11 protein-coding genes are annotated in these 12,949 nt (G+C 54.0%); 3 read left to right on the plus strand and 8 right to left on the minus strand.

Translation table 11 applies throughout. The features are described 5' to 3' along the window. Positions 1-47 precede the first annotated feature (47 nt). Positions 48-1,400, minus strand: coding sequence for a metalloprotease PmbA (pmbA, locus tag QQZ17_RS02780; RefSeq protein ID WP_152401747.1), 1,353 nt, complete (start codon positions 1,398-1,400; stop codon positions 48-50). Positions 1,401-1,493: 93 nt separating this feature from the next. Between pmbA and yjgA the strand changes: the two genes are divergently transcribed. Beyond that, positions 1,494-2,045, plus strand: a complete 552-nt coding sequence (yjgA, locus tag QQZ17_RS02785; RefSeq protein ID WP_152401745.1) for a ribosome biogenesis factor YjgA — start codon at positions 1,494-1,496, stop codon at positions 2,043-2,045. Positions 2,046-2,142: 97 nt separating this feature from the next. Here the strand turns inward: yjgA and mpl are convergent, their stop codons facing one another. Beyond that, on the minus strand, positions 2,143-3,522 hold the full coding sequence (gene mpl, locus QQZ17_RS02790) for a UDP-N-acetylmuramate:L-alanyl-gamma-D-glutamyl-meso-diaminopimelate ligase (protein WP_152401743.1): 1,380 nt from the start codon (positions 3,520-3,522) through the stop codon (positions 2,143-2,145). Positions 3,523-3,697: 175 nt separating this feature from the next. Between mpl and fbp the strand changes: the two genes are divergently transcribed. Then, on the plus strand, positions 3,698-4,696 hold the full coding sequence (gene fbp / locus QQZ17_RS02795; RefSeq protein WP_042321606.1) for a class 1 fructose-bisphosphatase: 999 nt from the start codon (positions 3,698-3,700) through the stop codon (positions 4,694-4,696). A 92-nt stretch (positions 4,697-4,788) separates the two neighbouring features. Here the strand turns inward: fbp and QQZ17_RS02800 are convergent, their stop codons facing one another. The 3 genes from QQZ17_RS02800 to QQZ17_RS02810 all read right to left on the minus strand — a co-directional run bounded on the left by QQZ17_RS02800 (position 4,789) and on the right by QQZ17_RS02810 (position 8,196). After that, positions 4,789-5,901 (minus strand): methyl-accepting chemotaxis protein, encoded by a 1,113-nt coding sequence (locus QQZ17_RS02800; RefSeq protein ID WP_152401741.1) that lies wholly within the window; start codon positions 5,899-5,901, stop codon positions 4,789-4,791. 61 nt (positions 5,902-5,962) lie between these two features. Continuing rightward, positions 5,963-7,210 carry an oligosaccharide MFS transporter gene (locus QQZ17_RS02805; protein WP_152401739.1) on the minus strand — a complete coding sequence of 416 codons (1,248 nt, stop codon included), beginning with the start codon at positions 7,208-7,210 and terminating at the stop codon, positions 5,963-5,965. A gap of 62 nt (positions 7,211-7,272) precedes the next feature. After that, positions 7,273-8,196: an aminoimidazole riboside kinase gene (locus tag QQZ17_RS02810; RefSeq protein WP_152401737.1), complete on the minus strand. Its 924-nt coding sequence runs from the start codon at positions 8,194-8,196 to the stop codon at positions 7,273-7,275. A gap of 217 nt (positions 8,197-8,413) precedes the next feature. Here QQZ17_RS02810 and cscA point away from each other — a divergent pair, with 217 nt between their 5' ends. Beyond that, positions 8,414-9,847, plus strand: a complete 1,434-nt coding sequence (gene cscA / locus QQZ17_RS02815; RefSeq protein WP_152401735.1) for a sucrose-6-phosphate hydrolase — start codon at positions 8,414-8,416, stop codon at positions 9,845-9,847. Between the two features lie 7 nt (positions 9,848-9,854). On the opposite strand, the gene QQZ17_RS02820 is transcribed toward cscA, so the two are convergent. From QQZ17_RS02820 to ytfT, 3 genes are all read right to left on the minus strand, one after another. Continuing rightward, positions 9,855-10,850, minus strand: coding sequence for a LacI family DNA-binding transcriptional regulator (locus QQZ17_RS02820; protein WP_152401733.1), 996 nt, complete (start codon positions 10,848-10,850; stop codon positions 9,855-9,857). A 78-nt stretch (positions 10,851-10,928) separates the two neighbouring features. Next, positions 10,929-11,930, minus strand: a complete 1,002-nt coding sequence (yjfF, locus tag QQZ17_RS02825) for a galactofuranose ABC transporter, permease protein YjfF (protein ID WP_152401731.1) — start codon at positions 11,928-11,930, stop codon at positions 10,929-10,931. After that, positions 11,917-12,939, minus strand: coding sequence for a galactofuranose ABC transporter, ATP-binding protein YtfT (gene ytfT, locus QQZ17_RS02830; RefSeq protein ID WP_152401730.1), 1,023 nt, complete (start codon positions 12,937-12,939; stop codon positions 11,917-11,919). The genes yjfF and ytfT overlap by 14 nt, the downstream gene beginning before the upstream one ends. Between the last annotated feature and the right edge of the window lie 10 nt (positions 12,940-12,949).

The raw sequence follows: 12,949 nt of genomic DNA on the forward strand, positions 1-12,949 counted from the left end.
CTTCCTCTTTTTTATTGTTTTGGCGCGGCAGGTCGCGCCATCCGGGATTATTGTCCGGCGATTTTCATCTCCGGCAACAGAACTGAACCACACTGTATATTGCTACGTGTTTCAATATCGTTACCGATGGTAACAATATTGCGCCACATCTCTTTTAAGTTTCCGGCGATGGTGATTTCGCTTACAGGGTATTGAATTTCCCCGTTTTCGACCCAGAAACCGGCTGCGCCACGGGAGTAATCCCCGGTGATGCCGCTCACGCCCTGGCCCATCAGTTCGGTGACCACCAGTCCGGTACCCATCTCTTTGAGCATCTGCTCAAAGCTCAGCCCCTGCCCGGCAATGCGCCAGTTATGAATGCCGCCTGCATGACCGGTGCTTTTCAGCCCCAGCTTACGGGCAGAGTAGTTGGTTAGCAGCCACTGAGTCAGCACACCGTCTTTCACAATGTCACGACGTTGCGTACGTACACCTTCGCTGTCGAACGGTGAGGAAGCCAGTCCTTTTAACAGGTGCGGATGCTCTTCAATGGTCAGCCATTCAGGCAGAATTTGTTTTCCCAGCGAATCCAGCAGGAAAGTGGATTTGCGATACACCGAGCCCCCTGCAATCGCGCCAACCAGGTGACCGAACAGCCCGGTCGCCACTTCGTTGGCAAAAATTACCGGTGCTTTCATCGTCGAGAGTTTACGCGGTGACAGGCGGGATAACGTGCGGCGAGCACAGTCTGCGCCAACCCATTCCGGCGTTTGCAGATCGCCCAACGCCCGACCAATCGTGTAGGCGTAATCGCGCTCCATATCGCCGTTTTCTTCGGCAATCACGCAGCTGGAAAGTGAATGGCGGGTGGAGCAATAGCCCTGCAACATGCCGTGGCTGTTGCCGAACACTTTAATGCCATAGTGGCTGTTAAAGCTGCCGCCTTCCGTATTGGTGATACGTTTATCGGCCTGCAAAGAAGCCTGTTCGGCACGCGCCGCCAGTTCGATGGCTTCATCCGGAGAAACCTCTGCCGGGTGGAACAGATCCAGATCCGGTGCGTCAAAAGCCAGCAACTCTTTGTCTGCCACACCTGCGCAAGGGTCCGGCGAGGTGTAGCGCGCGATGTCCAGCGCCGCCTGGACGGTACGGGCAATCGCCTGCGGGCTTAAATCAGTCGATGAGGCACTGCCTTTGCGGTTCTGATGGTAGACGGTAATTCCCAACGCGCCATCGCTATTGAATTCGACATTCTCCACTTCACCATAACGGGTGCTGACACTGATGCCGGTCGTCTTGCTTACGGCGACTTCCGCCCCGTCCGATTTGCCTGAGGCTAACTCCAGCGCTGTCGAGACCGCTTCTTCCAGAATCTTACGCTGCGCTTCAACTTGTGAGATTACTTTCATCGCAAATGCCATAATGTAGAGAGTTTCTCTGAAGTCTAACAGAGAACCGTTTTTCAGTGCGCATCTTAACTGGTAACATTAGCCTCTTTTTTTAAGGAGCCTGACATGACTAAGCAGCCCGAAGACTGGCTCGACGACGTTCCCGGTGATGACATCGAAGACGAAGACGATGAAATTATCTGGGTCAGTAAAAGTGAAATTAAACGCGACGCCGAGGAGCTCAAACGCCTGGGCGCGGAACTGGTGGATCTGGGGAAAAACGCGCTGGACAAAATCCCGCTTGATGCGGACCTGCGTGCCGCCATTGAGCTGGCCCAGCGGATCAAAATGGAAGGTCGCCGCCGCCAGTTGCAGTTGATTGGTAAAATGCTGCGCCAGCGTGAGGTTGATCCTATTCGCCAGGCGCTGGACAAGCTGAAAAACCGCCACAACCAGCAGGTGGTGTTGTTTCACAAGCTTGAGCATCTGCGCGATCGTCTGATTGACGAAGGGGATGACGCGGTAGAGGAAGTGCTGAACCTGTGGCCAAACGCCGACCGCCAGCAGCTTCGCTCGCTGATCCGCAACGCGAAGAAAGAGAAAGAAGGGAATAAGCCGCCGAAATCCGCGCGACAGATCTTCCAGTATCTGCGCGAACTGGCGGAAAACGAAGCGTAATGTAACCCGGCGTGAATGCCGGATGGCGACGCGAAGCGTCTTATCCGGCCTACAAGCACGTAGGCCCGGTAAGCGTCAGCGCCACCGGGCCTTTTTATTACTCTTCGGCTTGCGCTTCGGCTTTTTTCGCCAGGCCATCCAGCAGTTTTTGGTGAATACCACCAAACCCGCCGTTACTCATCACCAGAATGTGATCGCCAGGTTGCGCCGTTTTCACGATCATCTCTGCCAGCGTATCCACATCACCACTCCAGTGGGCAGGCTGGATGCAGGCTTCCGCCACTTCCGCCACCTGCCACGGGATATGCGGCGGCTGCAGCAGATACACTTCATCCGCACGGCCTAATGACGGTGCCAGATCGTCTTTGGACAGCCCCATCTTCATGGTGTTAGAACGCGGCTCCAGTACGGCGATAATGCGTGCCGTGCCGCCTACTTTGCCGCGCAGCGCCGCAAGCGTTGCCAGAATCGCCGTCGGGTGATGCGCGAAATCATCATAGACCGTGACGCCGTTCGCTTCGCCGCGCAGTTCAAGACGGCGACGGGCGTTGATGAACGATCCCAGCGCATTGGCCGCATCGCCCGGCTGCACGCCAACGTGACGGGCCGCAGCAATGGCCATCAGGCCGTTGTGCATGTTGTGTTCGCCAACCAGCGACCACTTCACTTCGCCGACCTTCTCGCCGTCCAGCCACACTTCCCATTCCGAGGCATCAACATTCAGCTTTTTCGCCTGCCAGTGACCCTGCTCGCCCACCAGTTCCTGTTCGCTCCAGCAACCCATCGCCATCGTCTGCTTCAGATTGATGTCGTGTTCCGGATAGATGATCCGCCCCTGACCCGGCACGATGCGGACCAGGTGGTGGAACTGCTTCTGGATCGCTTTCAGATCGTCAAAGATATCCGCATGATCAAACTCAAGGTTGTTGAGGATCAGCGTACGCGGACAGTAATGTACGAATTTGGAGCGTTTATCGAAGAAGGCGCAGTCGTACTCATCCGCTTCAATCACGAAGAAGTCGCTTTCGCCCAGACGCGCAGAAACGTCAAAATTCCCCGGCACACCGCCAATCACAAAACCTGGCTTATAACCGCAGACGTCAAGAATCCAGGTCGCCATGCCCGCGGTGGTGGTTTTACCGTGCGTTCCCGCAACGGCCAGCACCCAACGATCGCGCAGCACAAAGTCATGCAGCCACTGCGGACCGGACATAAACGGAATGTTTTTTTCCAGCACCGCCTCAACGCACGGATTTCCACGGGTCATGGCATTGCCAATGATCACCAGGTCCGGTTGCGGGTCAAGCTGACTGGGGTCATAACCCTGAATCAGGGAGATCCCCTGGTTCTCAAGTAAGGTACTCATCGGCGGATACACATTGGCGTCCGAACCCGTTACTTCATGACCGAGCGAGCGCGCCAGCATCGCCAGACCGCCCATGAACGTGCCACAAATTCCCAAAATATGAATGCGCATACGTCACTATCCTAATTTAACCCAGGGGGCATTTTACGCATATGTCAGGCAAGTGAGAAACGCATTTCAGGATAATCCGTAGTTTGCTGGCGCGATTCACCTGAGCGCAGCCACTGAAATATTTGTTAAGATTGTTACGGTCGCTTTACTCCATATTAATTGCAGGGAAAGTGTTATGAAAACGTTAGGTGAATTTATTGTCGAGAAGCAGCACGAGTTCTCTCATGCTACAGGTGAGCTCACTGCGTTGTTGTCGGCAATAAAGCTGGGCGCCAAGATCATCCACCGCGATATCAACAAGGCCGGTCTGGTCGATATCCTGGGTGCCAGCGGTGCTGAGAACGTACAGGGCGAGGTTCAGCAGAAACTCGACCTGTTCGCGAACGAAAAACTGAAAGCTGCACTCAAGGCGCGTGATATCGTCGCGGGTATTGCCTCTGAAGAAGAAGATGAAATCGTCGTTTTCGAAGGCTGTGAACACGCGAAATACGTGGTGCTGATGGATCCGCTGGATGGATCGTCCAACATCGATGTTAACGTCTCTGTCGGGACCATTTTCTCTATCTACCGCCGCGTGACGCCTGTTGGCACGCCGGTCACTGAAGAAGATTTCCTGCAACCGGGCAACAAACAGGTTGCTGCGGGTTACGTGGTTTACGGCTCCTCCACGATGCTGGTTTACACCACCGGCTGCGGTGTCCACGCCTTTACCTACGATCCGTCGCTGGGCGTGTTCTGCCTGTGTCAGGAGCGCATGCGCTTCCCGGAGAAAGGCAACACTTACTCCATTAACGAAGGCAACTACATTAAATTCCCGAACGGCGTGAAGAAGTACATCAAGTTCTGCCAGGAAGAGGATAAATCCACGCAGCGCCCGTACACCTCGCGCTACATCGGCTCACTGGTTGCTGACTTCCACCGTAACCTGCTGAAAGGCGGGATTTATCTTTACCCAAGCACCGCCAGCCACCCGGAAGGAAAACTGCGTCTGCTGTACGAGTGCAACCCAATGGCATTCCTCGCAGAGCAAGCCGGCGGGAAAGCGAGCGACGGGAAAGAGCGTATTCTGGATATCACCCCGGAAAGCCTGCACCAGCGCCGTTCGTTCTTCGTTGGTAACAACCATATGGTTGAAGATGTGGAACGCTTTATCCGGGAGTTCCCGGACGCGTAAAACCCTTGCCGGATGGCGCTAGCGCTTATCCGGCCTACAATAGCTGCGTAGGCCGGATAAGACGTGTCAACGTCGTCATCCGGCATTTCACATCAGGCGGTCTGCAATTTAAACGACGCCATCGCTTCGATAAGCGCGTGCGACTGCTCTTCAAGCGATCGCGTTGCCGCGGAGGACTGTTGTACCAGGGCCGCATTCTGCTGCGCCGTTTCATCCATCTGGCTCACCGCGATATTCACCTGTTCGATACCGCGACTCTGCTCCTGCGACGCGCTGGCAATTTCCCGCATCAGTTTGGTCATCCGCATCACTTCGCTGGCAATCTCATCCATCGTTTCACCCGCCTGCATTGCCAGGTCGCTGCCCTCCCCCACCTGCGACTGCGAGTCGCCAATGAGCGTGCGGATCTCTTTCGCGGCCTCCGCGCTGCGGCTGGCCAGATTGCGCACTTCGCCTGCCACCACGGCAAAACCGCGTCCCTGCTCTCCCGCGCGCGCCGCTTCAACCGAGGCGTTCAGCGCCAGAATATTGGTCTGGAACGCAATCCCGTCGATCACGCCAAGAATATCGGCAATACGGTTAGAACTACCGGAAATATCGCGCATTTTTTCAATGACATAACACACCATTTCACTGCCGCGATCGGCGGTATCAGAAACTGATTTCGCCAGTTGATGCGCCTGATCGGCGTTTTCCGCATTCTGTTTCACCGTCGCGGTGAGCTCCTCCATGCTGGCGGCGGTTTGTTCCAGCGAGGTCGCGGTCGATTCGGTGCGTGTCGCCAGATGAATATTACCCGCCGTCAGTTCACGACTGCCGGTGTCTATCTGCGAACTGGCATCGCGGACGCGTTTGACGGACTCGCTCAGCGCCACGCGCATCCCTTCGAGCGCAGCCTGCAGGCGATTAAACTCGGCGCTGGCATAGCGGCTTTCCGCCGCCGATAAATCCCCTGTCGCCAGGCGTTCGAGTTGTTCAACGACATTATCGAGCGGTTTCAGGAGCTTATTGCGCAATAACAGCCAAACCACCGCCAGCAGAGCGATGGCCGTCAGCGTCGTCGCCGTCATCACCCCGTAATAGACCCATGAGGTAATAATACGCGTGGAGGCGTAAATCCCCATGCCGCCTGTTAGCAGTAGTAACAGGGTAATAAGCGACAATAAAACCAACAGGGTATTTCGTAGGGAGAGGGATTTTGGCATCGTTATTTTCCGGTTGTAAGATATACAGAAACTATCGACAACAACCGGAAAAAGTTTAGGTTTATGTCGCTGAATTCAGTGAAGGTTCTGGCACGGACGGTTCTCGTTTTTTACTCAGGAAGAAGATGCCAAAAAGCAACATCAAGCAGACGATACCCGAGATGGCGAAAAACACGGTCTGGTAGCCTGCGAGGTCAAAGAGAATCCCTATTGGCGTTGAAAGCAATACTATCCCCAGCGAACTGGCAATCTGAAAGCCAATCAGGAAGATTGTCGATGACAGTCGCTTATCAAAGTTCGCTACGCTGTATTTGAATACGGAGATGACGCAAAGTGGAACTTCAATAGCATGCAGGAGCTTCACCAGCGAAATGACCCAGGGATTAACGAACAAGGCGCAAGAGAGGATGCGCAGTGCCATAATCACCACGCCGATGAGTAATGCATTTTTTGGCCCCACCCGATTAACAAAGAAGGGAATACTCGCCATGCACAGTGCTTCAAGCACGACCTGGAACGAATTCAGATATCCATATACGCGCGTTCCAACATCGTGTGATTCGAACAGACCGGCATAAAACACCGGAAAGAGCTGTTGATCATAAATGTTATAGAAAGACCACGTCCCCACAATAAACACAACGAAGATCCAGAAGTTACGATCTTTGAAGACAGCGATAAAATCCTCTTTTTTTACCCCACCCGCTTCAGCCGTTACGCACTGCTGCTCCTGATCTTTGAAGCGCATGTTGATCATCATAAACACGGCGCCAAATAGCGAGACCAGCCAAAAGTTGATATGGGGATTAATACTGAAAAAGATGCCAGCGAAAAATGCGCCAATGGCATAACCAAATGACCCCCAGGCACGCGCGGTTCCATATTCAAAATGAAAACTCCGCGCCATTTTCTCGGTGAAACTGTCAAGCAGGCCGCAGCCCGCCAGATACCCCAGGCCAAAAAAGAGAGATCCCAGAACCAACCCAACAGAAAAATGGCTTTGCAGTAGCGGTTCGTAAACGTAAATCATAAACGGCCCCGTCAGGACCAGGATGAAACTCATACACCAGATGAGAGGTTTCTTCAGGCCAAGCTTATCCTGAATAATACCGTAGGCCACCATAAACAGCATGCTGGTAAACTGGTTAACCGAATAAAGTGTGCCTAATTCTGTCCCTGTTAAACCCAGATGTCCTTTCAGCCAAATGGCATATAACGACCACCACAGTGACCAGGAAATAAAAAAGAGAAATGAATAACTGGATGCAAAACGATAGTACGCATTTCTGAATGGAATCTTCAATGCCATAATTACCTGCCTGTCGTTAACAAAAATCACGTCCTGTTCAGAGGCAAAATCGGCCTCGTTGTTTACTTACACCGTTCCAGCTCTTGTCGATGCGGCAGCGCTGTCATCGCCCCTTTTGCCGTTACCGCAAGCGCTCCGCAGCGTTGAGCGAGTTCTATAATGTGTTGTAATTCGCCCTCATGCGCAGGGAAGCCTTCAGCAGCCAGACCTGCCAGTAATCCGGCGACAAACGCATCCCCCGCCCCGGTGCTGTCTACACAATTCGCGGGTATCGCGGCAAAGTGGTGAACCTCCCCGCGGTAGCAGACCACCACACCATCAGCCCCTTTCGTCACCAACAGCATGGTAATTTCATGCTCCGTTGCCAGGGCGCAGATATCCCGATCACACTGAGCGTTTCCACTGATAAGCCGCCATTCGTCTTCCGACAGCTTAACCACGTCTGCCAGTTGAAGCGCCTGCAACAAACACAAGCGCAACAACTGTTTGTCTTGCCAGAGATCGTCACGGATATTGGGATCGAAGCTGACAAAGCCGCCTGCGCGTCGAAGCGCTGACATCGCAATAAAAGCACTGGTACGTGAAGGTTCGGCAGACAGGGCAATTGAACAGAGATGTAACCATTCGCCGTGCCGCCATTCGGGCAAATCGGTTGCCTCCAGAAAAAGATCGGCGCTGGGGCGAACCATGAATGTAAAAGAACGCTCTCCTTGTTCATTAAGATCGACAAGCACAGTCGATGTCCGGTGCCATTCATCCTGCTTCAACCGTGAAGTATCAACCCCTTCCGCTTTCAGCGTTCTTCTTAACAAAGCGCCAAAAGGATCATCCCCCACCCGACCTATAAATCCACTTGCCCCACCTAATCTGGCTATCCCCACCGCAACGTTAGCCGGCGCGCCACCAGGGCAAGGCAATAACCTTCCATCTGATTCAGGCATAAGATCTACAACCGCATCACCTAAAACCCATACTTTGGCTGACATGTTTCTCCCTCGACTTCATCTGGCTTACGCACATTGATAAACCGCTTTTTCTCAAAACCGTCATAAATTTGCCCCAACATGCATAATCGATCACAAAACCGCATAGTTAACGTTAACATTTGCGATAATCATCACATTAGACGAAATTAAGATCTTTATTTTTGCAAAAGTTAACGTTAACAATTCAACAATTATTGCTAAACCAGGAAGAGCTAAGATGACGCAATCTCGATTACACATGGCGCAAAAAGCGTTGGAAAAGCTTCACACCCGCCGTGGAAACACCTTTTATCCCCATTTCCACCTTGCCCCGCCAGCAGGGTGGATGAACGATCCCAACGGGCTGATCTGGTTTAATAATCGCTATCACGCGTTTTATCAGCATCACCCATTCAACGAACACTGGGGGCCTATGCACTGGGGACATGCCACCAGTGAAGATATGATTCACTGGCGCCATGAGCCTATTGCGCTGGCACCAGGCGATGAAGATGACAAAGATGGATGTTTTTCGGGCAGTGCCGTCGATGACAACGGTGTGCTATCGCTCATCTACACCGGTCATGTCTGGCTTGCAGGAGAAGGCAATGATGACGCCATTCGTGAAGTACAGTGTCTGGCAACCAGTCGGGATGGGATCCATTTTGAAAAACAGGGTGTGGTGCTGACCCCGCCGGAAGGGATTATGCATTTTCGCGATCCTAAAGTCTGGCGAGAAGCAAACACCTGGTGGATGGTGGTAGGTGCAAAGGATCCTGGTAACACCGGGCAGATCTTACTTTATCGTGGTAAATCATTGCGTGAATGGACCTTCGATCGCGTACTGGCGCATGCCAACGCAGGCGAAAGCTATATGTGGGAGTGTCCGGACTTTTTCCGTCCTGGTGAACACCATTACCTGATGTTTTCACCACAAGGAATGAAGGCGGAAGGATACTGTAACCGGAATCGCTTTCAGAGCGGAGTCATACCTGGGGTCTGGTCTCCTGGACGGATCTTTGCCCAGTCAGGCCCTTTTACTGAACTCGATCACGGGCATGATTTTTATGCGCCGCAAAGTTTTACCGCTAAAGATGGCAGGCTCATCATCATCGGCTGGATGGATATGTGGGAATCATCAATGCCATCAAAACGTGAGGGTTGGGCAGGTTGCATGACGCTGGCTCGAGAGCTCTCTGAGAGCAACGGCAAACTCATCCAGCGCCCGGTGCGGGAAGCAGAGTCGTTACGCCAGCGGTATCAACCTATTCCTGCCAATAACGTCGTCAGCAAATGCGTTTTGCAGGAAAACGCACAAGCGATCGAAATTCAATTACGGTGGGATTGTCAGAATAGTCATGCCGAGCATTACGGGTTACAGCTCGGCACAGGGATGCGACTGTATATCGATAATCAGTCCGGACGGCTCGTTTTGTGGCGGTATTACCCGCAAGAAAACATAGATGGTTACCGTAGTATTCCTCTTACGCAAGGTGAACCACTTGATCTGAGGATCTTTATCGATAAGTCATCCATTGAGGTATTCATTAATGGTGGGGAAGCGGTCATGAGCAGCCGAATCTATCCGCAGCCAGAGGAACGTGAACTGTCTCTCTATGCCGCTCATGGAGAAGCCATATTGCTGCAAGGCGAACTCTGGCTACTGGGGTAATCAACGGTCAGGCGGAACAACGGATCAGCAGCGGACAAGGGATCCGTTTCTGGCCGCCGCCGGTACGTCCTTCAATCACATGCAATGCCGCTTCCCGCCCGATAATATCGTGTGGAAGCTGCATTGTGGTTAATGGGGGTAAAAACAGATGCCCGACGCCCACCAGGTTATCAAACCCCATAACAGCAACATCCTGTGGGATGCGGATCCCTTTCGCCAGAAGAACCTGATAAGCCACAAAGGCGGCGCGATCGTTACCACAAATCAGAACATCAAAATCGGGTTTACCCGATGGAATGCAGGCGTCCAGTAAACCTGCAAGATCGGTATAGTGATCGTCACCCATCGCCATGTGAAATTGCTTCACATCCGCCAGATCCCGTCCGGCATTACGCCAGGCCTGTTCAAATCCCTGTCGACGGTACCCTGTCGCCAGCGCGCCTTCGGGTAACCAGAAGCATAATGGCTGACGATATCCCGCCGCGATCAAATACTGGGTTGCCTCATACTGTGCGGTGTAATCATCAGGGATATAGCTGGGTAATGCGGGATCGTCCGCCACACAGTTCGCCAGAACGATATTTTCGCCATGCAGAACTTCAGGTAGCGTGATATGCCGTAGCCCCATCGTGGTATAGATAATGCCATCAGGCCGGTGAGCAAGCAGTTGGCGCGCCGCACGCGCGGCATCATCATCAGAAAAAATGTTGATTAAAAAACTGTTCCAGCCGAACTCGCTGGCTGTTTGTTCAATGGCAAGCAGGATATCGACTGAGAAAGGCGTTGTGGCCGTATCCTGCGCCAGCACGGCAAGAGTCGATGGCTTACGCCCCTGGGCACGCATCTTACGGGCGGAAAGATCGGGAACATAATTCAGGGTCTGGATAGCCTGCAACACGCTGTCACGCGTTGCAGGGCGTACTGATTCCGCATTATTCATTACCCGGGAGACAGTCATCATCGACACCCCCGCCAGGCGCGCAACATCCTTTAATGAAGCCATATCCAACCCACTTGCCGTAAAACAGGCACTGTAGCAAAAACCGTCTGTTCTGTCCTGGACTGCATCGGCAAACAGATATCAATTCCTGCTCCCTGAATCAGCAATACGCGTCACCGGCGAACTCTGTCGATTTTCCCAGAGCACCGTCAGGCCACGCTGCAACGCAATGAAAATAAATAATAAAACGCCAATGGCAATTTTCGTCCACCATGAACTGAGCGTACCGTCGAAGTTAATGTAGGTCTGGATCAGCCCCTGAATCGCCACGCCAAACAGCGTTCCAAGAACCGTACCCACCCCACCGCTCAGCAACGTACCGCCGATCACCACCGACGCGATGGCGTCCAGCTCCACACCAACCCCCGCCAGCGCGTAGCCGGCCTGGGTGTAGACAGAAAAGACAATCCCGGCCAGCGTCGCCAGCCCGGTCGACAGCATATAGATGCGAATCGTCGTGCTGCGGGTGGAAATCCCCATCAGGTTCGCCGAAATCGCATTTCCGCCAATGGCATACACCTGATTGCCAAACCGGGTGCGATGCGCGAGGAAAATCCCCATAACGACCACCGCCAACATCAGCAGACCCATCGCGCTCAGGCGACCGCCACCGGGGATTTTCCACGCCAGACTGGAAAGCGTGTCGTAAATGGGATGGTTAATCGGGATCGACTCTTCCGACACCAGGTAGCTGACCCCGCGCAGGAAGAACATACCGGCAAGCGTGATGATAAAGGCCGGGATCTTTAGCGCATCAATCAACAACCCCATGAAAGCGCCAAACGCACAGCCCATCGCCAGTACCAGCGGAAACGCCAGCAGCGGCGAGATCCCCCAGTAGCCGATAGCCTTCGCCAGGAATACGCCGGTGAAGGCGATGACCGATCCGACGGAGAGATCGATCCCACCGGAGAGGATCACAAAGGTCATCCCCACGGCGATGATCCCCAGAAAGGCGTTATCGGTCAGAATGTTGCAGATAACCCGCGTGGAGGCAAAGCCGGGGAACTGGGTTAAGCAGTAGAGATAGCCCAGCACGAAAACCCCGAGGGTGATCATTAACGGTAAATTACGTTTTATCACGACCACGCACTCCTTTTAGCAGACTGATAAAGCGCTGTGACTGCACAATCAGTACGCACAGCACCACGATGGCTTTGACCACCTGGTTCATCTCCGGCGGGAATCCGGACAGCAGGATCCCGGTGTTCATCCCCTGAATAATCAGCGCACCCACCACTGACAGCAGCAAATTAAAACGCCCGCCCATCAGGGAACCACCGCCGATCACCACCGCCAGAATGGCGTCCAGCTCCAGCCACAATCCGGCATTGTTGGCATCAGCACCGCGAATATCCGCCGTGACGATAATCCCGGCAATCGCCGCGCACAGCCCGCTCAGCACGTAGGTGAGCATGACGATGACCCGCGTGTTCACCCCGGCATTTTTCGCCGCCCGGATGTTGATCCCTACGGCTTCAATAAACATCCCAAGCGCCGTTCGCCGGGTCAGCAGCCAGAACAGCACCAGCGTGATCAGCGCGATAATGACCGGTGTGGGAAACAGCAGCAGCGAACCGCTACCAAACCAGGAGAGCGTGGACGAGTCGAAGGTGACAATCTGTCCGGAGGTGATCAGTTGCGCCACGCCGCGCCCCGCCACCATCAGGATCAGCGTGGCGACAAAGGGCTGAATTTTGAGGATTGCCACCAGAACGCCGTTCCACAGGCCGGCCAGAACGCCGGTCCCCAACGCGGCGAGCAGCACCACCGGCAAGCTGTGACCCGCGACGGTCATCGCGGCGGTCGTGGCCCCGGCAATCGCCATCACCGCGCCAACGGAAAGGTCAATGCCGCCTGTGGCAATCACCAGCGTCATCCCTATTGCCAGCAATGCGACGGGGGCGGCGCGGTTCAGGATATCGATTGGACTGCCGAACAGACGCCCGTCCTGCAACACAATCTGGTAAAAGTGGGGGGCGACAAGGCTGTCCACCAGCAGCACCAGCAGCAGCGCAATGAGTTGCGGCATGCCGGTCGGCCAGCGAAAGCGTCGCTTCGGCGGCGTGGTTTGCGGGAGAGATTGGGGCATCACAAGAGTC

The organism is Citrobacter sp. T1.2D-1 (assembly GCF_950098555.1).
GTDB classification, from domain to species: Bacteria; Pseudomonadota; Gammaproteobacteria; order Enterobacterales; family Enterobacteriaceae; genus Citrobacter_A; species Citrobacter_A telavivensis.